Raw genomic sequence first — 24,648 nt, 5'->3', positions numbered from 1 at the left:
CTGTAACGTATTCACGACCCATCGAACCGCTGGAACAGTTCGGCGCCGGGCTTCGGAAGCGGGCCGCTTTCATTCGTTGCGTGCAGGTCAAGCCATTGTTCCGAAGCGGGAAGCAGCGCGCGATAGATGTCGCCGCACAGCGTGCGGGCCGCCCTTCCCGGCCAGTCCGCGGGCAGCAGCGACGTCGGCAACAGCGGGTCACGGAGCACCACGCGGCGATAATGGTGGATCAGAAGCACGCGCGCGGTGAAGGCGTCGGCTTCCGCCAGCCGTTCCCCCCTGATAATCCAGCCATGCAGCGGCTCGAAGGTCTTCATGAATTTCTGATAGGCGTCCGCGGTGCGATCAAGCGGCCAGCTCTCGCTGAGCAGGCGCCGCCCGCTGTCGTCTTCGGCCGATACTTCAAGACGGATGGCTCCAGCCGCTTCCGCCGGCACGGGCACGCCCGACGGCGCGACCCACACGCCCGGCAGCGGGCTGCCGAAGCCCGCATTCTTCAGCGCCTCGCGCGAGGCGTCGCGATCTTCACCATTGCCGATCAACAGCAGTTCGAACCGGCCGGTCCAGTCGGAGGCCGGTGGCCCATAGATGTGTTTCGTTGCGATATCAAAAGTTTGCCGCCCGCTTTGCACCAGGCGATAGAAGCTGTTGCGGCCGACCTTGTTGCGCTCGAACCAGCCATCGGCGGTCAGTCGCGACATCGCGGTGCGCACCACGCTGGCGTCGATGTCGAGTTGCTCGAAGAATTCGAGCAGCGTGCCGAGCCATACCGAGCCGCCGCGCGGTACGATGGCATCGCCGAACACGGTGATGACGATGGAGCCGGTGCGCGAAGGTTCGCGCTTCAAGTGTTGAATGATACGGGCAAGCGGCGGCGGCATGCGTCAAGGCATACCGCGTTTTGCGGGATCGCGACAACGGCAGATAGAGCGGGGCTTCATCCTTCGAGACGCGGCGAAAACGCCGCTCCTCAGGACGAGGTCTGACAGCTCAGGACGAGGTCTCTTAGACCCTCATGGTGAGGAGCGCGGCAACGCCGCGCGTCTCGAACCATGTGGCCCTGATATACCCAGTCGGGATTTCCGTCCGCTTCAGCGATGCGGGTTCGGATAAACCAGGCTGCGCCAGCCGCTTCGATCGAACGGCGCCCATTCGCCTTCCGGCTGCGCCAGGCGGTCGGCGACCGCGTAGACCACGGCCGGGTGATGGCCCATGCCGCAATGGCTGCTCTCGACCTCGATGCTCTCAGAGGTCGCTGACGTCTTTTCCATGCAGCCCTGCCAGGCGCAGATGCCGTCGGTGCGGCTGAAGATCGCCGTGGTCGGCACCGGCGGCGTCGACGACAGCGCGCCGCCGAAACGCGCATCCTCTTCATCGGCGCGTCGCCCGCTTGCCATCTCGTAGACGCGCCACGCGTTGGTCGCCTTCGGCCCCGCGGCGAACGGGCTGCCGAGCGTGATCACCGAGCGCACGCGCTCCGGCATCATCTTGGCGAGCTGGCGGGCGTAGAGGCCGCCGAGGCTCCAGCCGACCAGCGAAACCTTGCGACCATGCGTGTCATTCAATTCGTGAACCAGATCGACCATCGCGTTCTGCACGCCATGACGCAGCCCGAGATTGCGTCCCTGTCGCCAGCCGCTGACGGCGTAGCCGCGATTGCGCAGAAAGGAACGCAACGGGCGCGTCGAGGTGTCGGACGCCACAAGCCCGGGCAGCACCAGCACCGGATGCCCATCGCCACGCGGCGCAAGGCTCAGAAGCGGCAACGCGCCGAGAAACGCACCCAATTCGTGAATGGCTCGCCCCTCCAGAAACATCAGCGTTCTGGACGGCGGTGAAAGCGGCTGCGCAGCAACGGACATCGTATCTCCTCTCGGGCTGGCCCCTTACGTCTCGGCAGCCAAGCCGCTCGTTGGGTTGAATGGACGCAAACGCAGCAGAATCTCACCGCAACGCAACATTGTTCCACAAAAAGCTAAGGAACCGGTTTTGCTCTTGCAAGCGGCCCAGATCACATCCCGGATAACGAAAGCGTTGACGTGATTAATTAGTCACAGCAGCCGCAGCAAGTATTCGAGAGTATAGAGCGCTAGCCCTGCCAGCCCGCCGATCAGCGAGCCGTTGAAGCGGATGTACTGCAGGTCGCGGCCGATGTTGATTTCGATCAGCGAGATCAACTGTCCCATGTCCCAGGATTTCACCTGATCCGAGATGAAGGTCGAGACGCCGCTCTTCTGTTCGGCGACCACAGTACGCAGCACGGCCACGAGGCCCTGGTTGATTTCGGTGCGCAACTCGGCATCGCCGGCCAGCGCCTCGCCCGCTTTCACGAACATGCGCACCAGATATTGCTCCAACACCTGCGTCTCGCCCGAGGCGCTGCGTTCGAAGAAGGTGCGCACATTCTCCCAGATGTGACGCGCAAGGCTGGTCAGCTCGGGCCGCGCCAAAAGATCGCGCTTCAGGCCGGCGATGCGTTCGGCGTAGGCCGGATCGGTACCGAGCCGGTCTACGAAGGTCAGCACCATGCGATCGAACTCGCCGCGAAACGGATGCTTGGGGTCGTTACGAACTTCCTCGAAGAACGCCGTCGCCGAGGCCACGATCTTGTTCACCAGAAACTTGTCGGCGCGATAGAGTTTTAAAAGCGTCGGCAATTCGGCGCGGATCTTCTCGCGGATCATCGCCATGGTCTCGGCCTGCGTCATCGTCTCATGCACTCCGCGCAGGAGATCGTCGAGCAGACCCTGATGGCGGCCTTCTTTCACAAAGGCGCGCAGCGTGCCGGCGGCGAGCGGCGCGAGATCGATCGCCATCAGTTGCGCGGTGATGCGGCGGCTGACGAAGGTCATCAACCCGGAATTCTCCGTCGCAGCGACCGCCTCAGGCAGCAGCCGCAGCGCAAAGCGCGCGAGATCCTCGCTACGCTTGCGGTCGCGCAGCCAGTCGGCGATGAACGAGCCGAAATCGATCTGCCGCAGTTTCGCTTCGACGGGCGCCGCTTCGAGGAAATGCACCTCGATGAATTCGCCGAGCTTGTCGGCGATGCGCTGTTGATTGCTCTGAATGATCGCGGTGTGCGGAATCGGCAATCCCAGAGGCCTTTTGAACAAGGCGACCACGGCATACCAGTCCGCCAGGCCACCGATGGTAGCGGCCTCGGCAAACGCCGCGATAAAGCCGAACGCGGGATGCAGGGGCAGCAGCGCCCTCGCCGCCAGGAAAATTACAAACGTCGCCGCCAGCACCAGCGTCGCCAGCAACTTCACGCGCCGCAATTCGGCGGCGTGCGCGGCGTCGGCGGGAGCGTCGATGACGAATGTGCCGGGAAGGCTCATGACGGCTTTCGAATGGCGGCGACCCTCATCCTGAGGAGCCGCGAAGCGGCGTCTCGAAGGATGAGGCCCATCGTGGCCTCATGGTTCGAGACGGCGCAAGAGCGCCTCCTCACCATGAGGGTCCAGACTGACTTATGGCGACGGCAGACAAAAAGAAGGCCCGCCTAGGCGGGCCTTCGAAACGGCAGTTGGCAGGCGGATCGCGATCAGGCGGTCTTGGAGTAGACCTTGGCGAAGTTGTCCTGCGCGTTCTTGGCACCCTCGGTGACGAGCTTGCCGAGATACTCGGTGGTGGCCTTCGCCCGCGAGACGAACACTTCGCCGCGCGCACGGACCATGTCCGACTGGATCTGGGCGGCTTCGCTCAGCGACTTGGCCGAAGCAAGCTTGTCGATGCCGGCGAAGAACGCTTCCGCGTCCTGATAAAACGCCTGCTGGATGTTGCGGCTGATCTTGGCAGCCTCGGAAACCGAACCGGCAACGGCGGTCTCGATGGCGGCAGTGACCTTCTCGGAGCCGGCATGCATGTCGGCGGCGCGAACCTTGGCGGTCTCGGCCTGCTTCTTCACGAACTCACGGGCAGCTTCCGGAACTTCCAGGTTCTGGAGCTTGGTGAACGCCTCGGTGACGGGCGCGAAGGCTTCCTTGACGGTGTCCAGCACGGAATTGGTTTCAGTGGTCATTGCAGTCTCTCCATCCTCAGGTTTGAGCTATGGGCTCACCCCGTCCGGATTGGCCCGGGGCGTGAGTGTTGTGCCATAGTTAATGGTGCGACGCAACATTAATGTTGCAGCGCGATATCACGAATTCGTGAAGAGCCTGATGGATGAACGGTTCGCCCAGAGAACCGGCAAAAGTTCCACTTTAGGCTAATGCGGCGCCGGCCTCATCTACTTTGCATGGGGTTGTTTTCGCGATTTTGTGTCTCGCTAGTGCTGAACCGCTCCCGGAAGCCCATAGGCCTCCATCTGCGCCCGCACCTGCGCCACATTGTGTCCGAGCACGACGATGTCGTGCTTCTTGCCGTCGACGTCCCGCACATGGTCCCGCAGCAGGGCCTCGGCCTTGAAGCCCAGGCTTTCGAACAGGGCGATCGCGGCTTGCTGGTCGACGGTCATCTGTACCGACAGCTTTTCCAGGCCGGCACCCAAGGCCAAGGCAAAGGTCTCCTGCGACAGCGTCCGGCCGACCCCCTGCCCGCGGACATCAAGCGACACCACCATCCGAATCTCGCCGACATGGGGCGACCAGGAATGGGGATCGCGCACCAGCGTGCCGCAGCCGACCACCGTCCCGCTTTTCACCGCGAGCAGGCTGACGATGGCGCCGCGCTCGATCTCGTTGATCCAGGCCGACAGCACTTTCGGCTGGCTGATGTTGCGCGGCAGGAACAGCAAATCATGCGTCGGAAGTTTTTGCGCAAACGCCAGCACCGCCGGCTCGTCGGCGCGCGACATCAGACGGAATTCGATGTCGCCGGCGTCGGTCTTGACGTGGCGCGGATAGGAACGTGTTTCGCTCATGTTGATCTCTTACCTAACCAGGAGTCCAGTTTCGGCCACAGCCGCTTGATGGCGTTGGCGCCGGCGACCAGGCTGACGTGACCGCCCTTCAGCATCACCTCTTCCTTGTCCGTCGAGCCGACCTTGGTGATCAGGTGTTTTGCGGCGTCATAGGGCACAATGTGGTCGTGCTCGGCGACCGCATGCAGGATCGGCACCTTGATCTTGGAAATATCCGCCGCGCGCCCGCCGACCGACATGGTGTCGTTATAGAGCTTGTTGTCCCACATCAGGTTCTTGGTGATGTCGCGGAAATACTCGCCGGCCAGCGGCAGCGTGTCGGTCGCCCAGCGGTCGAACATCCGGTACGATTTTACGAACTCGTCGTTCCAGATGTTCTCCCACAATTGCACCTGGCTGACGGCGCGTGACGCCGGCCGCAGCATTTCGAACGAGGACAAGATCATTTCCGGCGGCACGTTGCCGACGCTATCGACCAGACGGTCGACGTCGAAATAGCGACGGTCGGAGAAATTCTGGAAAAGCTTCATCTCGCGGAAATCGATCGGCGTGGTGAAGCAGATCAGGTTCTTCATCGGCCCGTCGTTGAAGATCGAGCCGTAGAGCAGCGACAGCACGCCGCCGAAGCAATAGCCGATCACGGTGACGTCGTGCTCGCCGGAATCCTGCTGCACGCGGCGGACGCAATCCGGGATGAAGTCGAGGACATAGTCCTCCATCCGCAGGCTTTTTTCTTCCGGCTTCGGCGCGGTCCAGTCCAGCATGTAGACGTCGTAGCCGCGCTTCAACAGAAACTCGATAAAACTCTGGCCGGGCACCATGTCGAGGATGTAGCCGCGGTTGGTGGTGGCCATCACGATCAGGATCGGCACGCGGTAGATTTCATCCGCAACAGGACGATAGTGGTAGAGGTTCATGGTGCCGCGGACAGCCAAAACGTCCTTCGGCGTCGAGCCGAGCGAGGGACCCGAGGAGGCAATATATTCGACGCCCTTGATGCTGCGCTGGATGGCGCGCTGCACCTCGGATTGAATCCGTTCCGGGATGTCAGCCAGATCGAGGCCCGCCGGAGCGTTCATTTCTGCTCTCCCTCCGATGGCGGACGCTTGGTGCGCGGCGGCCGCGGCGTGCCAAGGCCGCTCTCCGGCGACAGCGAGTTATGATGCACCTGATGCAGCAGCGCCTTGATCTCGTTGAGCTGGCCCTCGATCGACTGCAGCCGCTCGGCCATGCCGACCATCTGGGCGCGGCTCGGCAGATTCATCGCGAGCAGATATTTCTCCATCAGCTCGCCAAGCTGCTTTTGCGCGCCCGCCGTCGCGCCGCCGACCTGGTTCATCGCCTTGGAAAATTCAGGCGACGCCATCGCCTGATTGGCAAAGGAGTTGAACCCCTTTTCCATCTCACCGATCATGGTCTGCCAGATCGCGGCAGGATCATTGCCTTTGTCGGCCATAGGCGCCCTCTCCCGAAAGGTTACGAGCGCTTGCCACGCTTCGCTTCTGTTGACCCATACCACACCGTTGCGGCAGGCCGGTCAACCGCTGCAAAGCCTTCTGCGGTGCGGGAAACCATGCCATAGTTACTCAAAGCTCAGGCCACCCAAGGGAAGACAAACGCGATGCTCGCCCATCAGCCGCCACAGATTGCTCGCGCCAACGGCATCGACATTTGCTACGAAATTTTCGGCGATCCGGCCGCGGAACCGCTGCTCTTGATCATGGGCCTCGGCGCCCAGATGATCCATTGGGATGACGATTTCTGCCGTCAGCTCGCCGCGCGCGGCTTTCGCGTCATCCGCTTCGACAACCGCGACATCGGCAAATCCTCCCACCTTTCCGGCGGCGGGAGGCTGACCCCGTTCGAATTGCTCAAGCTGCGGTTCCTGAAGATCCCGGTCGCATCGACCTACAAACTGATCGACATGGCCAAGGACACCGTCAGCCTGATGGACGTGCTCGGAATCAAGTCGGCGCATCTGGTCGGCGCGTCGATGGGAGGCATGATTGCGCAGGAAATCGCGCTCTCGTTTCCGCAGCGGGTGCGTTCGCTGACCTCGATCATGTCGACGACGGGTAACCCCAAGATACCGCCGCCGACCCGCGAGGCCGCCGCCGTGCTGATGGCGCCGCCGCCGAAGACCAGGGAAGAATATTTCGAGCGGTTCGCCAAGACCTGGAAAGTGCTGCGCGTCGGCTCGTTTCCTGAGGACGAGGCGCTCGACCCTGCGCGCGCCGCCCGCACCTATGAGCGCGGCCTCAATCCGGCCGGTGTCGGCCGGCAGTTGCGCGCCGTGCTGGCGTCGGGCAGCCGCAAGGAACGGCTGCATCAAGTGAATATCCCGACGCTGGTCATCCACGGCACCGTCGATCCGTTGGTGCGCCCCGAAGGCGGCAAGGACACGGCGGCGTCGATCCCCGGCGCAAAACTCCTAATGATCGAAGGCATGGGCCACGCGCTGCCGATCCCGATGTGGCCGCAGATCATCGACGCCATCGACAAGCACGCGCATGGCGCCGCGGCGAAGGCGGCGTGACATCTCTCGTCGTTCCTGCGAAAGCAGGAACCCATAGCCACAGGAGACCGTGGGTTAAGCAAGGCGTCAGCCACCGCCTTTCATCAGCCGCGCCGCGGCGTATGGGTCCCTGGGACGACGGTGAGAGTTGATCCGCCCAACTCAGCTCTTCGTTGCGATCCAGATGATGTGGCGAACACCGCGGCCTTTGCCGGTTGCGCGGAGATTGACTTCATTGACGTCGAAGCCCGCGCTCCGAAGGCGTTTTGCGAACGCCGGATTGGGCCCCGAAGACCAGACCGCCAGCACGCCGCCCGGCCGCAGCGCGGTGCGCGACGCGCTCAGTCCGGCCCCGCTATAGAGCGCGTCGTTGGCCTTGCGGGTTAGCCCTTCCGGCCCATTGTCGACGTCGAGCAGAATAGCGTCGAATTTCGAACGATGCGACCGGATGATTTCGGTGACATCGGCTTCGCGAATGGTCACGCGCGGATCATTCAGGCTGTCGCCAAAGATTTCCGCCATCGGGCCGCGCGCCCAGGCGACAACGGCCGGCACCAATTCCGACACCACGATCTTTGCCTTGCTGCCGAGAACGGCGAGCGCCGCGCGCAACGTAAAGCCCATGCCGAGGCCGCCAATGAGCATATGCGGGCTTGCGAGCTTCTCGATTTTCTTTGCCGCAAGGGTCGCCAGCGCCGCCTCGGAGCCCGAGAGGCGGCTGTTCATCAGCTCGTTGGAGCCGAGCATGATGGAGAATTCTTTCCCGCGGCGCATGAGGCGGAGTTCGCCATCGGTGCCAGGAATGCGGGTGGTGTCGATCTTTTCCCAGGGAATCATGCGGCGCTTGTAGCATGATCGGCTAGTAGCCGTCGTCCCGGCCAAGCGAAGCGCGAGCGGGGACCCATAATCACCGCAGCCAAATTGGCGATGGCTGGAGCTACAACCAGTGCATCAACAAACGATTGTGGTTATGGGTCCCTGCGTTCGCAGGGACGACAGTTCACCCACCAGCCCACACATCCAGCACGTACCGGTTCTTCGTGCCGAGATCGTCGATCCAGCGCAGGCCGGCATCGGCGTCGGCGCCGGATTTTTCGCGGTAGATTGTGACCAGCGCGGCCTTGACGTCCGGCTCCATCTTGCTGCCGTCGCCGCAGACATAGACGATCGCGCCCTGTTCGATCAGGCTCCAGACGCGATCCTTTTGCGCCGTGACCTGATGCTGCACATAGATCTTCGGCCCGTCGGCACGCGAGAACGCGGTGTGCAGTTCGGTGATGCCGTCGGCGGCAAAAGCCTTCAACTCATCGGCGTAGAGAAAATCCTGGTCGGGATGCCGGCAGCCGAAGAACAGCATCGCCGGCCCGAGCTTGGCGCCCTGTGCCTTGCGGTGCGCGCGCTCCTGCAGGAAGCCGCGGAATGGCGCGAGGCCCGTGCCGGGACCGATCATGATCACGGGTTGGGCCGGATCGTCGGGCAAGCGGAAGCCGGCCTTGGTCTCGCGCACCGTCGCATGCACGTTGTCGCCGACGCGGCGGCCGGCGAGATAGTTCGAGCAGACGCCCTTGTAGACGCCGCGTCCCGAACTTGCCGGCGCTTCGACGACGCCGACGGTAACGCTGCAACGCGCCGCATCGCCCGACGGCGACGACGAGATCGAATAATAGCGCGGCGCCAGCAGCGACAGCATTTCCAAATAGGCGTGGAACGGCAGTTCGCAGGCCGGATGCTCCTCCAGCAAATCGAACACCGATTTGCGCTTGGCCAGGACGTCGGCGCGGTAAAGCTCCGTAGAGGCGTCGTCGTCGCCGATATAGGCCAGCAGTTTCGGCTTGGTGACGGGGCAGCGCGTGTGCTCCGACATAATCTGGATCTGCTTGCGGGTCGCGATCTGCTGCAACTCGACGAACTCGGTCAGCAACCGGCCGACCGAGACGGCATCGCCGACCGGCAATTGCGCGCGGCGCCCTTCTGCGACCTGTAGCCGGATCTGGTCGGCCGGCAAAAAGCCGAAGCGGCGCGCAACGGAATCGACCAGCGCCGGATCGTTGCGCGGCACCACGCTGAGATGGTCGCCGACGCGGTAAGTAATACCTGGCGGCAGTTGCACCTCGACATGGCGGGTCGACCGATCGGAACCATTGGCGACCGTCTTGTTCTGTAGCTCGGAATTGACCAGCACCTTCATCGGCGCAACGCCGCCCTGCGCCACGATAGCGTGAACGGCCGATGGCGCCACCGGTTCGATCGAATAGAGCGGCGCGTCGTCGGCGCTGCGCGCGAAGCTGGAATCGACACCCAATTCCTTCATCGCCGCTGGCGCGGCCGCCGCAAACCATTTTTCGAACTGGCCGTCGAGATCGCTGCGCGCATCGCCCTCGCCGCGAGCGTAGAGGCTGCGCGCGCCATGCGCCGCCAACTGGTCGTCAATCATTCGCGGCACGGATTGATAGGTCGCGGCCCAATCGCTGTTGCCACAGCCGAATACGGCGTAGCGGACCTTGGCGAGCGCATCCTTCGGCAGGCCGCTGTCCAGCCATTTGACGAACTGCGTCGCGTTGTCAGGGGCTGCGCCGTTGTAGGAAGCGCAGAAGATCAGCAACGCGCCCTGCTCCGGCAGCTTCCCGACATAATCGTCGAGCGCGCCGAGCTTCGCCGCAAAGCCGTTGACCTCGGCCAGATCCGCCACCCGCGTCGCCAATTCTTCCGCCGTGCCGAGGTTGGAGCCGTAGAGCACCAATAGCGGCGTGTTGTGCCCGGGACGGGTCCGCGCCTGCGGCGCCGCCGCAGCATTCGAGGCGGCTGCGGCCACCGCGGCGCGGCCTGCGAAGGCGCCACGATCCTTGTCGGCACGCGGCCGCACCTTGATCTTGAAGCCGTCCGGCTTGATCGTCAGCGTTTCCTTCAGGTGCATCTGATAGCGGTGCGTGTCTATCAGCTTGAAGCGCTGCAGGATCATGCCGATCGCAAGCGCCGCCTCGTGCATTGCAAAGCCGCGGCCGATACAGGCGCGTTGGCCGTTGCCAAACGGCTTCCAGGCGTTGATCGGACGCTTGGCCTCGGCCTCGCGGCTGAAATTTTCGGGATCGAACGCATCCGGGTTCGGACCCCAGACGCTTGGGTCGCGGTGTAGCGCCATCACCAGCACCGTGACGAATGTGTTCTTCTTCAGCTTGTACTTGCCGCCGATAGTTTCGTCCTGGAGCGGCGCGATGCCGTAGGCCGGCGCCGGGGGCCACAGCCGCAGCGCCTCCTTAAGTATTTGCGTAATGTAGGTGAGCTGAGTGACCTGCTGATAGGTCGGCTTGGCGTTGATATCGGGCCCGAGCACCCGATCGACTTCCTCGTAGGCCTTCTTAAGCACGTCGGGGTGCTTGAGCAATGCATAGATCGTGCACGACAGCAGTCCGCTGGTGGTCTCGTGGCCCGCAATCAGGAAGGTGTTGATCTGGTAACGGATGTTTACGTCGTCGAGCTGTTCACCGGTGGCGCGGTCGACGCCGGTCATCATGGCGCCCAGCATGTCCTTCTTGCCTTCGGCGACCTCGGCGCTCCCGCGGCGCTCGGCGATGATCTCGTCGACCATCTTGTTCATGAAGGCGACGTCCTGCGCGAGCGTCTTGCGGCGCTTCTGCATCCAGAGATATTCCAGCGGCAGGCCGCGGGTCATCATGATGGTCTCGAGCGAGCGCACCAGCGATTCAACGAACGGGTGGTAGTCGCGGCGGTAGAACGAATTGAAGCGGTAGTCGAAGCCGCAGAGCCCGATGGTGTCGAGCGTCAGCGCCGTCATGTCGTGCACGACGTCGATTTCCTCATCGGCGTTGAGCCGCTCCCATTTCTTCACGAGCTGCTCGGCGATATCGACCATGCTCGGATGATAGGACTGCATCGCGCGATTGCCGAACGGCTGCAACAGGATGTTGTGCGCCTTGCTCCAGTTCGGCTCATTGGTATCGGCAGTGAACAATCCGTCGCCGCCGACGGCGCGGACGCGTCGCAGCGAACCGCGCACCGCCTTGTCGAAGCGTTTCTCGTCGGAGAGCTCGTCGATCAGGTCATGGCCGGAGACGATGACAAGCGGCGCGCCCATCATGTCGAGCCAGAAGATCGGACCCAGTTCCTTGGTTAGCCGTACCAGATGCTGCACCGGCGCGTTCGGATCCAGCGACAGCATGTTGCCGACGACAGGCTTTTTCGGCGGATGCGGTATCGGACTAAGTTTATTGGGGGACGCCATTGTCGAAGTATCTCCTGCCTAATCCCACCCACGCTGTCATTCCGGGGCGATGCGAAGCATCGAACCCGGAATCTCGAGATTCCGGGTCTGGTCCTTCGGACCATCCCGGAATGACGGCGCAAGTCGCTGCGCTATCCTCGCAATGACGGCGAGTTGATTCTTTTTACATTCACCCAAACCGCTTCTTACGCCATTCGATCAGCTTGGCGCTGACCTCGTCCGGCTTTTCCTGCTGCGTCCAATGGCCGCTATCGCGCACGAGATACTTCTCCAGATCGGGGACGAGCTTCTCCATGCCGTCAGCGGCCGATGGCGGCAACACGTGGTCGTTTTCGGCCATGATCATCAACGATGGTACCCGCACGGTGTGGTCCAGCCACCCCGAACGCTGCCAGTTGCGCGACATGTTGCGGTACCAATTGATGCCGCCAGTGAACCCGGTTTTCGTGAAGGTATCGACGAACACCTTCTTTTCTTCCGGGCTCAGGATCGGCGTGCGCGGATCATGTTTGGCATCGTAGCCGGCGATCATTTGCGGAAACGCCAGGTTGAGCCTGGGCGAGGCGCCAACGCCGGCGACCGGCTTGTCTGCGGGCGCAGTGTCGCTGCGCGGCACCGGCTTGCGCATGAAGGCATCAAAGGTCTGCTCGACTCTGCTGCCGAATATTCGATCCGGTTCGCGCGCCGGGTCCTGAAACTGCACGATATACATCTGGTCGCCAAAGCGCATGCGGAACAGCTCGATGGGATCCGCCGGCGCGCGGTCCATGTGAGGCGTGTTGATGCCGACGACGCCCGCGGTGCGATCGAGATGCCGCAGCGGCATCTGCCAGACGATGAAGCCACCCCAGTCGTGACCGACAAAGATCGCCTTGCTGATCTCGAGATGATCGAGCAGACCGACGAGGTCGCCGGTCAAATGCTCTATGTCGTAGTCCTCGATCGCCTCGGGGCGGTCGGTTGCGCCATAGCCGCGCTGATCCGGCGCAATCACGCGGATGCCGGCCTCGCTCAGCGCCTTGATCTGGTGACGCCAGGAGAACGCCAGCTCCGGCCAACCGTGGCAGAGGATGACGGGCGGCGTATCCGACTTCGGCCCCGCCTCGTAATAGCCCATGCGAATACCGTTCGTCTGAGCGAACTGCAGCGACGGCATTTCAATCATGACAAGCCCCCTATTCAGCCGCGCTGGTCATGCTCCGCGGTGGCGCGAACGCCGCCTCCAGCGCCTCGAATTCGACCGGCAGCATGTCGCACATAACCTGGACATGCGGAATGATGTTGGCGCCCGCGATAAAGCCGAAATCGAGCTGGTCCCGGTAGCTTTGCACGGTGATGTTGAGCGCGATTCCATGGGTTGAGATCGACACCGGGAAGATGTGCAGCAATTCCGCGCCCGCGGCGTACAGCGTTTGCCGCGGCCCCGGCACGTTGGACACCGTGATATTGGCCGACGGCGGCAAAACGTTCGACAAGTCCGAGCGGCTGTAGAGCAGCGCCAGGATCTGCACCAGAATCGGCGCACCCAGCATCGATACGTTGGAAACCTGCGGCATGAAGGCCCGCAGCGGATGCGACATCTCCTTGGACTTGGTGGATTGCGCGATGATCGCCTCCAGCCGCGCCTTGGGATCCTCGATATTGGTGGCGATCGAGCAGATCATGCCGAACACCTGGTTGTTGGCCTCGGTGTTGCCCTCCTCGCGCAGCGAGATAGGCACCGCGGCCGTCATCGACTTGGCCGGCAAGGCGCCGCGCTCCAAAAGATAGCGCCGGACCACGCCGGAGGACAGCGCCAGCACCACGTCGTTGAGCTTGCCGCCGGATGCCTTAGCGACCGCCTTGGCCCGCGATAGCGAAATCGAGGTGCCGGCGAAACTGCGCTCGGACGAAATCGCCTTGTTCAAAATCGTCGACGGCGAGACCATGCTGGCGATGCTGTCGCGCGAGTTCGGGTCGGAAATCTTGCCGACCACGTCGGAGACGCTCTTGAGCATCGCGGGAATGCTGCCGGCGAATTTCACCGTGCTCTCGATCTGGAACATGGCGTTGTCGAACAGGATCGATCCGAGATCGCTCTTGCCCGAGCGCGGCAGATCGAGGGTCTTCGGCGTCGACGATCCGTCGAACGGCTGGCGCCAGAGCTGTTGATAGGAATCGATCAGGTTGGCGGCGATGTCGCGCGGCTCGTTGCCGCCTTTCGCCTGCGGGAGCGGCTTCTCGACCACGCGCGGCACCGGCGTGACGTCATAGATCATGTTGGTCAGTGCCGCGCCTGCACCGCCGTCGATGCAGGCATGGTGCATCTTGGAATAGAGCCCGATCTCGTTGTCCTTCATGCCCTCGAAGACATAGAACTCCCACAGCGGCCGGGCGCGGTTGAGCAGCTTGGCGTGCATCCAGCCGACGATGCGTTCCAGCGTCGCGCGGTCGCAAGGTGCGGGCAAGCTGCCGCGGAAGATGTGACGGTCGATGTCGAACTGGTCGTCCTCGACCCAGGACGGATGATCGATGTCGAGCGGCGCCTTTTCCAGCCGCGCTTTGAGGATCGGCGCGATGTGCAGCCGCGAGGCGATCATCGCTTTGAAGTCCTCGAAGAAGTTGCCGCTGTAGTTCTCAGGCAGGCGGAAGATCGCCATGCTGCCGACATGCATCGGCATCTCCGGCGTTTCCAGATACAGAAACGACGCGTCCATCGAAGACAGCTTCTTGGCGTCCGCCATTTATTCCTCCCGCGGTAGAAAACGCGGCGCCTTGGCGGCGCTTCTGGCGTCTGGAATGTCTTTGTTATTGGAGCATATCCGAAAACCGCTAGCCACCCCGCATCAATTGCAGGACGGGACCTTTCGAGATTATGCCCTCAAGCTAGGGCGTAGGCTCAGGATTGTGCATTTTCAGGGGGACCGTAGGCAATGGCAAATGGTCCTGATCGGTCAAAATGCTTAAACTCTCCCTCGGCCTGCGCCAGACGGTCGGCCACCGCCCACAATGCAGCGGGGTTTACGCCGAGCCCGATATGGCTGGCAAAGTGCACCTCGATGTTTTCGGCGGTTTCGGAGGGACGGAGCAGGCTGGTGTGCCAGTTCACGATGCCGTCGGTGCGGGAATAGATCGAGGTCGCGGGCACCGGCAGGTCACCGGCGATCGCCTGGCGGATTTCCAGATTATCGTCGACCGTCTCCCCCGACAGCACCTCATAGAGCCGCGTGGCGTTGGTCGCCCTTATGTCGTTGGCAAACGGACTGCCGAGCGTAATCACCGAGCGCACCATGTCCGGCATCTGCAGTGCGAGATCGCGCGCATAGACGCCGCCGAGACTCCAGCCGACCAGGCTGACCTTGCGGCCGGTCGATTCGTGAATGCGCCGCAGGAGGTCGCGCAACGCACCACGCTTGGAGGCGACGCCACCGAAATTGCGACCCATGTGCCACGCATAGGTGTCGTAGCCGAGTTCTTTCAGGTAGCGCCGCATCGGCGCCATCGAAAGATCGCTGGCGAGAAAGCCCGGCAGCGCCAGCACCGGATGCCCGTCGCCCTTCGGCGCGCGCAACAATAGTGGCGACAGCAGCAGGCTCGAATTCAGTTCGAACAAGCACCTCGCCTCGGCCAGCATCAGGAACAGGCTCGGCGGCTGAAGCCTTTGCTCGCTTGTCGCTGCGCCGCCGTCCGCGAGGGCCACTTACTTCTTGTCCTTCTGACCCATGCCGCCGAGGCCTGCCATGGTCACGAACATATCCTGGAATCGCTCGGCGATCTTTGGATCGAAGGTGAACCAGCTCTGGATCAGCGATTCCGGCGACACCTTCTCGATATTGGCCATCACCTGCTGCTGCATTTTTTCCATCACGGCAGTCTGCATCGGCGAGACATCCGGCAGTCCGAAAAATTGCCTGGCCTCCAGCGGCGTGCAATCGATTTCGACGTTAACTTTCATGGACCGCTCCTTTTGCTGGCTTGCTGCAGTATCGCCACGATGGCCCGAGTCACGCAAGGACAAGAGCCAGGCCCCGGCCCTCTCAATTTCCGATATGGTCAACCAAAGCGTTCGGCAGCAAAAGGCCTGACATCGGCAAACGGGGTTTCACCGGTCATCATTTCAGCCAGCAGGCGCCCGGTTGCGGGTCCGAGCGTCAGGCCGTGGTGCTGATGGCCGAAATCGAACCATAGCCCGCCATGGCGAGGTGCCTTGCCGATGACCGGCAACATATCGGGCAGGCAGGGCCGCGCGCCCATCCAGGGCCTGGCGTCGACCGGCCCACCCAGCGGAAACAGTCTGTGCGCCCGCGGCAAGGCCTGCTCGACCTGGACCGGCGTCGGCGGCGCATCGCGGTGGGCAAACTCCGCGCCGGTCGTCAGGCGAATGCCGCGATTCATCGGCGCCAGCAGATAGCCGAGATCAGTGTCCAGCACGGGATGATTCAAGACCGCGTTGCCGCGCGGCTCGAGGTGCAAATGATAGCCCCGCTTGACCTGAAGCGGGATCGAATAGCCGAGTGGCGCGAAGATCTGGTCGGACCACGGCCCCATCGCCACCACAACCTCGCGCGCCGTAATGGTGCCTTCCAGCGTCGCCACCCGCCACCGCCCGTCTGAGGGTTCGAGCGTTCGGGCATCGCCAACCAGATAGCGCCCGCCCTTACGGCCGAACAGCGCCGCATAGGCCTTGGCCAGCCCACCGGGATCGGGCACAAATCCCGGCGCGGGAAAATGGATTGCGCCAGTGAAATCGCCGGTCAGATGCGGCTCGCGCGCTGATATCGCTTGCCCATCGAGCACCTCTCCCGCCACGCCATACTGCCGGGCGCGCTCCAGATCCCGCACCGCGTCCGAAAGCGTCGCCTCGGAACGAAACAGCTTGATCCAGCCCGACCGCTGCAACAATTCTGGAACATTGGCTTCCGCAATCAGCGCCTCATGCTCGATCAGGCTGCGCTGGATCAACGGCAATTCGGCCATCGCACTGTGCAGTGCACGCTCCGGCGACGAGGCGAGGAAATACCGTGTAAGCCATGGCAGGAAGGCCGGCAAATCCCTGAAATGGTAACGCACCTGTGGCGCGCGAAGGAACGCGTAGCGCAGGATCTGACCTACATCCCGCGGAAACATGTAGGGAAAGACCGAGGCGCATTCGATCAGTCCGCCATTGCCGTAACTGGTTTCCTCGCCGGCAACCTCGTGCCGGTCGATCAGAACCACGTTCCGGCCGCGTTTCTGCAGGTGCAAAGCGGCGCTGACGCCGACCATGCCCGCACCCAGGACGAGAATGTCGGCCTTCAGTTCCGCCATCCGGCACTCCGAAAATTTAATGTCACGTGCTTGCGCGCACGACTTAAGATGAAACTAGTCTTTGCCGCACCGCCGCGCAAACCGGCATGCGGTGCAGGATAATGATGCTTGCGCGGCGGCTGGACTTTGGCAACATGGCTCGGCAATATCCGCCGCTAGTTGTGGAAATTGCTGATCAAAGCGGGGAATCGAACAAATGTCGGTACGTCAGACTTTGCTTGCTGCGGCTACGGCTTCAATCCTTGCCCTGGCAATGGCACCCGCATCGGCCCAGACCCTGCGCTATGCCAACCAGGGCGACCTCAAATCGCTCGACCCTTATACGCTGAACGAAACCACCACCCACGCCCATCTCGGCCACGCCTATGAGGGTCTGATCGCCCGCGACAAGGACCTGAAGATCGTCCCCGCCCTGGCGGAAAGCTGGGACATCCCAGAACCGACCCGTTGGCGCTTTCATCTACGCAAGGGCGTCAAATTCCATAACGGCAACCCCTTCACTGCCGACGATGTCGTTTTCTCGGCAGAGCGCGTTCGTGCCAAGGGCTCGAACCTTCCCACCCGCATTCCGTCCGATGCCAAGGTCGTCAAGGTCGACGACTACACCGTGGATTTCATCCTGACCTCGCCAAATCCCATTCTACATTCGCAATGGGACACCTGGTACATCATGGACAAGAAATGGGCCGAGGCGAACAACTCGATCGCCCCGACTCCAGTGGCGGCAACGTCGCCCAGTTTTGCCTCGCTTAACGCCAATGGCACCGGTCCCTTCATCATCGAGAGCCATCAGCCCGGGGTGAAAACGGTGTTCAAGCCAAACCCGAACTGGTGGCGCGAGCCCGAGCACAATCTGAAAGAGATCGTCTTCACGCCGATCGGCTCCGCCGCCACGCGCGTAGCCGCCCTGCTGTCGGGCGAAGTCGACGTCATCGAGCCAGTTCCGATCCAGGACATCACACGCGTGGATTCCAGCCCCAACGCCCAGGTGCTGAAGGGACCGGAACTTCGCACCATCTTTCTCGGCATGGACACACTTCGCGATGAATTGCTGTATTCCAACATCAAGGGCAAGAACCCCTTCAAGGACGTTCGCGTTCGCGAGGCGTTCTACAAGGCAATCGATGTCGAGTTGATCAAGACCCGCGTGATGCGCGGCCTTTCCACGCCATCGGCGCTGATGATCGCACCGCAATTATTTGCGCTGTCAAAGGATTTCACGCGGCCGAAATTCGATCCCGACGGCGCCAAGAAGCTTCTGACCGAAGCCGGCTATCCCGATGGTTTCGAAGTCACGATGGACTGCCCCAACGATCGCTACGTCAACGACGCCCCGATCTGCCAGGCGGTAGTCAGCATGCTGGCCCGGATCGGCGTCAAAGTTGACCTCCTCGCGCAACCCAAGGCGCAGTACTTCGCCAAGGTTCTCAAGGCGGGCGGCTATCAGACGTCGTTCTTTCTGTTGGGCTGGACTCCCGGAACTCTCGATTCCCACAACGTGCTCCACGACGTTATCGGCTGTCGCGACGATCCCAAGAGCTCGCGCGGAGAGAACAATCTCAGCGGATATTGCAACAAGGAAATTGACGCCCTCACCGACAAGATATTGCAGGAAGCCGACACCACCAAGCGCGATCAGTTGATCAAGAGCGCTTACGCGATCCTCGACAAGGATTTCGGTTACATCCCGCTGCATCAGCAGGCGCTGGCCTGGGGCGTGTCGAAAAAAGTGAAGCTGACGCAGCGCGCCGACAATCAGGTCCTGCTGTACTGGGCGACCAAACAGGACTAGTCAGGCGTCAACACCAGGTCCCGGCGGCTTAGTGGCTTCCGGGAGGCGACAGCGACGTCCGCCGCCGCATAGAGCAGTGAAAGGAATTCATGCTCGCTTTCACTCTTCGCCGCGCTATCCAGGCCATCGGCGTCATGATCGCGGTCGGCGTCATCGCCTTCTCGATGTTCCGTTTCGCCGGCGACCCCGTCAACCAGATCGTTTCGCTGGATACGCCGGCCGCTGAGCGCGAGGCGGTACGCAAATCGCTCGGTCTGGACGATCCGGTGCCCGTGCAGTTCGCGCGCTATTTCGGCAACGCCGTGCAGTTCAAATTCGGGGTGTCCTATCAGTTCCGCCAGCCGGTCTCGAACCTGTTGATGGAGCGGATGCCGGCGACGCTGGAACTCGCCGCCTGCGCTACCGTTCTTGCCATGGTCTTCGGCATCCTGATGGGCGTCTATTCCGCATTGCGGCGCGATACCATTCTCACAAAGTTCTTCCAGGCCGTATCTCTGATTGGAATCTCCCTGCCGACGTTCTTGATCGGCATTCTGCTGATCTATCTGTTCTCTGTCACGCTGGGCTGGCTGCCTTCATTCGGGCGCGGTGATGTGGTGCGGATCGGGTGGTGGACCACCGGCCTCCTGACACTCTCCGGCCTCAAGGCGCTGATCATGCCCTCGATCACGCTCGGCTTGTTCCAGATGACCCTGATCATGCGGCTGGTGCGCGCTGAAATGCTCGAAGTGCTTCGTACTGATTACATTCGCTTCGCCCGCGCCCGCGGCTTGACGACGCGAGCGATCCATTTCGGTCACGCGCTGAAGAACACGCTGGTTCCCGTCATCACGGTGGCAGGCCTGCAGTTTGGCTCGGTAATTGCATTTGCCATCATCACCGAAACCGTCTTCCAATGGCCGGGTATGGGATTGTTGTTCGTGCAGGCCGTCCAGAATGTCGATATCCCGATCATGGCGGCCTACCTGCTGATGGTGTCGCTGATCTTCGTCACCATCAACCTGGTGGTCGACATCCTCTACACCATCGTCGATCCGCGCCTGCGCTCGACCATCAGCCGACCGGCATAGGAAAGACACCAGATGTCTGACGCCGTGGTCCCTCACCGACTAGAGCCGAACGCGCAAGCGTCGCGCTCCGGCACGGGCTGGCTCAAGCGTGCACTCGACAGCGACATCTTTTATTCGTTCCGCCGTTCGCGAATGACCATGGTGGCGGCGGCCGTCACCATTCTGTTCTTCCTGCTCGCGATTTTTGCATCGCAACTGTCGGTGCAGAACCCGTTCGACCCGGCGCAACTGCAATTGATGAATTCGCGGATCTCGCCGCTGTGGACCGCCGAAGGCCAGAGCCCGTTCCTGCTCGGCACTGACGAACAGGGCCGCGACGTGTTTTCGGCCATTCTCTATGGCTTGCGGATTTCACTCGTGGTCGGCGTGCTCGGCGTGGTGCTTGCCGGCACGCTCGGCATCACGCTCGGGTTGATCGCGGGCTATTTCGGCGGCACCATCGACGGACTGATCTTGCGCATTGCCGACGTGCAGCTCACCTTCCCTGCGATCCTGATCGCGCTATTGGTCAATGGTGTCGCCAAGTCCGTGTTCGGCAACCGGTTAGATGCCATGAGTACGCTGGCGGTGCTGGTGGTCGCGATCGGCCTGAGTTTCTGGGTGCAGTATGCCCGCACCGTGCGCGGCTCGGTCATGGTCGAGAAGAACAAGGACTATGTCGCGGCCGCGCAGTTGATCGGCCTCCCCGCGCCGAAGATCATTTTCCGGCACGTGCTGCCCAACACGATGGGGCCGATCCTGGTGATTGCGACCATCAACCTGGCGCTCGCCATCATCACCGAGGCGACGCTGTCGTTCCTGGGCGCCGGCATGCCTGACACCATGCCCTCGCTCGGCACACTGATCCGGATCGGCAACAACTACCTGTTCGCCGGCGAATGGTGGATCGTCGCCTTCCCCGGCATTGCGCTGGCGGGACTGATCCTCTCCATCAACCTGCTCGGCGACTGGCTGCGCGACGCGCTCAATCCAAAGCTCCGATGACCGTGCCTGTCCTCTCCGTGCGTAACCTCGAGGTGGAATTCCTCACCCGCCGCAGCACGCTGCGCGCGATCAATGGCGTGTCCTTCGACATCGCCAAGGGCGAAGTGCTCGGCGTGGTCGGCGAGTCAGGCGCCGGCAAATCAGTCACCGGCCTTGCCGTAATCGGGCTGATCGACCCGCCCGGCCGCATCGCCTCCGGCGAAATCTACCTGTCGGGCACGCGGATTGATCACCTGCCGCCGGAAGAAATCCGCCGGATCCGGGGCAAGCGGATCGGGATGATCTTCCAGGATCCGCTGACAAGCCTCAATCCGCTGTATCGTATTGGCGACCAGATCGTGGAGACGATCCGAACCCACATGAATCTTTCGGAGACGGCGGCGCGCAAACGCGCCATCGATCTGCTCGCCGAAGTTGGAATCCCGGCTCCGGAGAAACGCATCGACGCCTACCCGCACGAATTCTCCGGCGGCATGCGCCAGCGCGTCGTGATCGCGCTTGCGATTTGCGCCGAACCGGAACTGATCATTGCCGACGAGCCGACGACCGCGCTCGACGTTTCCGTGCAGGCGCAGATCATTTCGCTGATCAAGCGGCTCGGCCGCGATCACGGCACCGCCGTCATGCTGGTCACCCACGACATGGGCGTGATTGCCGAGACCTCCGACCGCGTGGCGGTGATGTATTCGGGCCGGATCGCCGAAATCGGCCCGGTGCAGGATGTCGTGCAGAACCCGCTGCATCCCTACGCCAAGGGCCTGATGGGCGCGATCCCGACGCTGGCCGGCGAAGACAAGCGGCTGGTGCAGATTCCGGGTTCGATGCCGCGGCTGTCGGCGATCCCACCGGGCTGCTCGTTCAATCCGCGTTGCGCCTTTGCGTTCGACCGCTGCCGCGTCGATCGGCCGGAGCCGCTCAAGCACGGCTCGCACGCCGTGGCCTGCCATCTCTTCGATACCGCGCCCGGCGAAGCGGCGAAGGAGACCGCGGCATGAGTCCGCCCTTTGTAGATGTCAGAAATTTACGCCGCGTCTTCGACGTCTCGAAGCCGTGGCTCAACCGCGTCCTCGAAGGCGGCGATCTCGAATTCCTCAAAGCCGTCGACGGCGTGACCTTCGATATCAAGAAGGGCGAAACATTCGCGCTCGTCGGCGAGTCCGGCTCGGGCAAGACCACCGTGGCGCGGATGGTAGTAGGGTTGCTGCCGCCGAGTTCGGGCGAAGTGATCATCGACGGCGTGTCGATGACGAGTGCCAGACAGGCACAGGCGCGGCAGCGGCTGCGGCGCCGCATCCAGATGATCTTCCAGGACCCCTATGCGAGCCTCAATCCGCGCTTCCGGGTCGACGCCATCGTCTCCGAGCCGATCCGCGCCTTCGACCTGATCCAGGGCGAGCGCGACATCCGCATGCGCGTCGGCGAATTGTTGAACCTCGTCGGGCTGCATCCCGATGACGGGCTGAAATATCCGCACGAATTCTCCGGCGGGCAGCGCCAGCGCATCGCGATCGCGCGCGCGCTGGCGTCCGAGGCCGAATTCATCGTCTGCGACGAACCGACCTCGGCGCTCGATGTCTCCGTGCAGGCGCAGATCCTCAATCTGATGCGCGACCTGCAGGACAAATTCGGCCTGACCTACCTTTTGATCAGCCACAACCTCGCCGTGGTTCGCCATATGGCGACCCGCATCGGCGTGATGTATCTCGGCCGCATCGTCGAGATTGCCGAAGGCCGTGAGTTGTTCGCCAATCCCCGAATGCCCTACACCAAGATGCTCTTAGGAGCCGTTCCTGATCTCGCGATGTCGGGCCGCCAGCGGATTCCGGTCAAGGGCGAAATCCCCAATCCGATCCATCCGCCGCCCGGCTGCGCCTTCAATCCGCGCTGCCCACTGGCCTTCGATCTCTGCCGCCGGCAGGCGCCCGCGCTGATCGACGGCGTCGCCTGCCATGCAGTCAACCATCCGGTTGAAGCCGCCGTCGCGTTATGATCACAGGGATGGGAGCAATGCGTGGCATGCCAGCCGTTGGCATCCAGCCTCGCCTGTGGTCAAGTGCACCGGCATCGCGATAGCAGCACGGCATTGGATTCCCATGAGCAACATCAACCCCGATCCCTTCACCACAAGGCCGGAAATCGAAGGCACCTTTGGCGTGGTCACCTCCACCCACTGGATCGCCACTGCGGTCGGCATGGGCATCCTTGAAAAGGGCGGCAACGCGTTCGACGCCGGTGTTGCCACCGCTTTCACGCTGCAGGTGGTCGAGCCGCATCTGAACGGTCCCGGCGGCGATGTGCCGATCATTGTGCACGACACCAAGCGCGGCCGCACCGAAGTGATCTGCGGCCAGGGTCCGGCGCCTGCGAAGGCCACCATCGCGCACTACAAGAGCGAAGGCCTGGAAATGGTGCCCGGCACCGGCCTTCTCGCCGCCTGCGTGCCCGGCACGTTCGAATCCTGGATGCTGCTGCTGCGTGACTACGGCACGATGCGGCTGCGCGAGGTGCTGGAGCCCGCCATCGCCTACGCTCGCGACGGCTATCCGCTGGTCGAGCGCGCTTCCGCAACCATCCAGGTCGTCGAGCAGTTGTTCAGGAAGCACTGGACCACGTCGGCGGCGGTCTATTTGCCGAACAACGAAGTGCCGAGGCCCGGCACGCTATTCACCAACAAGCAGCTCTCGGAAACCTACGCCCGCATCCTCAAGGAAGCTGAAAGTGCCGGCTCCGATCGCGTCGCGCAGATCGAACGCGCGCGACAGTCCTGGTCGCAGGGTTTTGTGGCGGAAGCGATCGACAAGTTCTGCCGTACGCAGGACGTGATGGACGTCTCCGGTTCGCCGCATCGCGGCGTGCTCTCCGCCGACGACATGGCACGCTGGCAGCCGACCGTCGAGACGCCGCTCACGTATGACTACGGCCGCTACACCGTCTGCAAGCCCGGCGTCTGGAGCCAGGGCCCCGTGATGCTGCAGCAGCTCGCGCTGCTGAAGGGATTTGAGCTCGACGGCCTCGATCCGGCAGGCCCCGACTTCATCCATCTGCAGATCGAATGCGCAAAACTCGCCTTCGCCGACCGCGAAAAATTCTACGGCGATCCAAAGTTCACGGACATCCCGATCACGACGCTGCTGTCGGACGCCTACAATGACGAACGCCGCAACCTGATCGCAAAAGACAAAGCCTCGCTCGATTTCCTCCCGGGCTCCGTCGAAGGTTTCGGCTCGGTGGTGAAGCTGCGCCGAGCGGAAGGCCACCGCGAGGCGGTTGGCGCCATGGGCGCGGGCGAGCCGACGGTCGGCCGGTTCGGCGAGGTGCGCGGCGATACCGTTCATTTCGATATCATCGACCAGGCCGGCAACATGGTCTCGGCGACCCCGTCCGGCGGTTGGCTGCAATCTTCACCCGTCATTCCCGAACTCGGCTTCTGCCTCGGCAGCCGCGCGCAGATGTTCTGGCTGGAAGAAGACCACCCGGCGGCGCTGGCGCCTGGCAAGCGCCCGCGCACCACGCTCTCGCCGACCATGGCGCTACGCGACGGCGAGCCGTACATGGCTTGGGGCTCGCCGGGCGGCGACCAGCAGGATCAATGGACCACGCAATTCTTCCTGCGCCATGTCCATGCAAAATTGAACCTGCAGGAAGCGATCGACGCGCCGGCCTGGCACTCCGAGCACTTCCCGATTTCATTCTGGCCGCGCACCGCGCGTCCTGGCGTGCTCGTGGTCGAGAACCGCGTGCCAAAGACGACCGTAGACACCCTGAAAAGCCGCGGCCATGTCGTCGAGATCGGCCCCGACTGGTCGGAAGGCCGCCTCACGGCAGCCTCCAAGGTCGGCCGCCGCCGCCGCGCCGCCGCCAATCCCAGAGGCATGCAAGGCTACGCGGCAGGTCGGTAAT

The 24,648-nt window shown here is 62.7% G+C and carries 21 protein-coding genes; 7 read left to right on the top strand and 14 right to left on the bottom strand.

Annotated features, from left to right (window positions below; genetic code table 11):
- Positions 1-11 precede the first annotated feature (11 nt).
- The 7 genes from paaX to CP49_RS31580 form a co-directional block, all read right to left on the bottom strand.
- A complete protein-coding gene (paaX, locus tag CP49_RS31610; protein ID WP_057854045.1) occupies positions 12-881 on the bottom strand; it encodes a phenylacetic acid degradation operon negative regulatory protein PaaX in 870 nt (289 codons plus the stop codon).
- Between the two features lie 210 nt (positions 882-1,091).
- Positions 1,092-1,862 (bottom strand): esterase/lipase family protein, encoded by a 771-nt coding sequence (locus tag CP49_RS31605; protein ID WP_057854044.1) that lies wholly within the window; start codon positions 1,860-1,862, stop codon positions 1,092-1,094.
- 189 nt (positions 1,863-2,051) lie between these two features.
- Entirely contained in the window at positions 2,052-3,338 is a 1,287-nt protein-coding gene (locus CP49_RS31600; protein WP_057854043.1) for a DUF445 domain-containing protein, read from the bottom strand.
- A gap of 206 nt (positions 3,339-3,544) precedes the next feature.
- Entirely contained in the window at positions 3,545-4,021 is a 477-nt protein-coding gene (locus tag CP49_RS31595; protein WP_057854042.1) for a phasin, read from the bottom strand.
- 246 nt (positions 4,022-4,267) lie between these two features.
- Positions 4,268-4,861: a GNAT family N-acetyltransferase gene (locus CP49_RS31590; RefSeq protein ID WP_057854041.1), complete on the bottom strand. Its 594-nt coding sequence runs from the start codon at positions 4,859-4,861 to the stop codon at positions 4,268-4,270.
- On the bottom strand, positions 4,858-5,940 hold the full coding sequence (locus CP49_RS31585; protein WP_057854040.1) for an alpha/beta fold hydrolase: 1,083 nt from the start codon (positions 5,938-5,940) through the stop codon (positions 4,858-4,860). Before CP49_RS31585 ends, CP49_RS31590 begins: the two co-directional genes overlap by 4 nt.
- On the bottom strand, positions 5,937-6,317 hold the full coding sequence (locus CP49_RS31580) for a hypothetical protein (protein ID WP_057854039.1): 381 nt from the start codon (positions 6,315-6,317) through the stop codon (positions 5,937-5,939). Before CP49_RS31580 ends, CP49_RS31585 begins: the two co-directional genes overlap by 4 nt.
- 165 nt (positions 6,318-6,482) lie before the next feature.
- Between CP49_RS31580 and CP49_RS31575 the strand changes: the two genes are divergently transcribed.
- The gene (locus CP49_RS31575) at positions 6,483-7,397 is read left to right on the top strand and encodes an alpha/beta fold hydrolase (RefSeq protein WP_057854038.1); all 915 of its coding nucleotides are present in this window, start codon (positions 6,483-6,485) and stop codon (positions 7,395-7,397) included.
- A 141-nt stretch (positions 7,398-7,538) separates the two neighbouring features.
- Here the strand turns inward: CP49_RS31575 and CP49_RS31570 are convergent, their stop codons facing one another.
- The 7 genes from CP49_RS31570 to CP49_RS31540 all read right to left on the bottom strand — a co-directional run bounded on the left by CP49_RS31570 (position 7,539) and on the right by CP49_RS31540 (position 16,902).
- Positions 7,539-8,213: a spermidine synthase family protein gene (locus tag CP49_RS31570; protein ID WP_057854037.1), complete on the bottom strand. Its 675-nt coding sequence runs from the start codon at positions 8,211-8,213 to the stop codon at positions 7,539-7,541.
- Between the two features lie 163 nt (positions 8,214-8,376).
- Entirely contained in the window at positions 8,377-11,616 is a 3,240-nt protein-coding gene (locus tag CP49_RS31565) for a bifunctional cytochrome P450/NADPH--P450 reductase (protein ID WP_057854036.1), read from the bottom strand.
- A 169-nt stretch (positions 11,617-11,785) separates the two neighbouring features.
- Positions 11,786-12,781, bottom strand: a complete 996-nt coding sequence (locus tag CP49_RS31560; protein ID WP_057854035.1) for an alpha/beta fold hydrolase — start codon at positions 12,779-12,781, stop codon at positions 11,786-11,788.
- Positions 12,782-12,791: 10 nt separating this feature from the next.
- Complete coding sequence (locus tag CP49_RS31555) at positions 12,792-14,339, bottom strand: WS/DGAT/MGAT family O-acyltransferase (RefSeq protein ID WP_057854034.1); 1,548 nt, start codon at positions 14,337-14,339, stop codon at positions 12,792-12,794.
- Positions 14,340-14,494: 155 nt separating this feature from the next.
- Positions 14,495-15,295: an esterase/lipase family protein gene (locus CP49_RS31550; protein WP_057854033.1), complete on the bottom strand. Its 801-nt coding sequence runs from the start codon at positions 15,293-15,295 to the stop codon at positions 14,495-14,497.
- Positions 15,296-15,550 (bottom strand): DUF6489 family protein, encoded by a 255-nt coding sequence (locus tag CP49_RS31545; RefSeq protein WP_057854032.1) that lies wholly within the window; start codon positions 15,548-15,550, stop codon positions 15,296-15,298. It lies immediately after the preceding gene.
- Between the two features lie 98 nt (positions 15,551-15,648).
- On the bottom strand, positions 15,649-16,902 hold the full coding sequence (locus tag CP49_RS31540) for an NAD(P)/FAD-dependent oxidoreductase (RefSeq protein ID WP_057854031.1): 1,254 nt from the start codon (positions 16,900-16,902) through the stop codon (positions 15,649-15,651).
- Between the two features lie 196 nt (positions 16,903-17,098).
- On the opposite strand from CP49_RS31540, the gene CP49_RS31535 reads away from it, so the two are divergent.
- From CP49_RS31535 to CP49_RS31510, 6 genes are all read left to right on the top strand, one after another.
- Positions 17,099-18,694, top strand: a complete 1,596-nt coding sequence (locus CP49_RS31535; RefSeq protein ID WP_057854030.1) for an ABC transporter substrate-binding protein — start codon at positions 17,099-17,101, stop codon at positions 18,692-18,694.
- An 89-nt stretch (positions 18,695-18,783) separates the two neighbouring features.
- Positions 18,784-19,764, top strand: coding sequence for an ABC transporter permease (locus tag CP49_RS31530; protein WP_057854029.1), 981 nt, complete (start codon positions 18,784-18,786; stop codon positions 19,762-19,764).
- A 12-nt stretch (positions 19,765-19,776) separates the two neighbouring features.
- Positions 19,777-20,748 carry an ABC transporter permease gene (locus tag CP49_RS31525; RefSeq protein ID WP_057854028.1) on the top strand — a complete coding sequence of 324 codons (972 nt, stop codon included), beginning with the start codon at positions 19,777-19,779 and terminating at the stop codon, positions 20,746-20,748.
- Entirely contained in the window at positions 20,745-21,743 is a 999-nt protein-coding gene (locus tag CP49_RS31520; RefSeq protein WP_057854027.1) for an ABC transporter ATP-binding protein, read from the top strand. The genes CP49_RS31525 and CP49_RS31520 overlap by 4 nt, the downstream gene beginning before the upstream one ends.
- Positions 21,740-22,738 carry an ABC transporter ATP-binding protein gene (locus CP49_RS31515; RefSeq protein ID WP_057854026.1) on the top strand — a complete coding sequence of 333 codons (999 nt, stop codon included), beginning with the start codon at positions 21,740-21,742 and terminating at the stop codon, positions 22,736-22,738. Before CP49_RS31520 ends, CP49_RS31515 begins: the two co-directional genes overlap by 4 nt.
- A gap of 103 nt (positions 22,739-22,841) precedes the next feature.
- The gene (locus CP49_RS31510) at positions 22,842-24,647 is read left to right on the top strand and encodes a gamma-glutamyltransferase family protein (protein ID WP_057854025.1); all 1,806 of its coding nucleotides are present in this window, start codon (positions 22,842-22,844) and stop codon (positions 24,645-24,647) included.
- Position 24,648: the final 1 nt, after the last annotated feature.

Source organism: Bradyrhizobium valentinum, from assembly GCF_001440405.1.
GTDB classification, from domain to species: Bacteria; Pseudomonadota; Alphaproteobacteria; order Rhizobiales; family Xanthobacteraceae; genus Bradyrhizobium; species Bradyrhizobium valentinum.
This window is presented reverse-complemented; position numbering and strand designations above follow the sequence as displayed.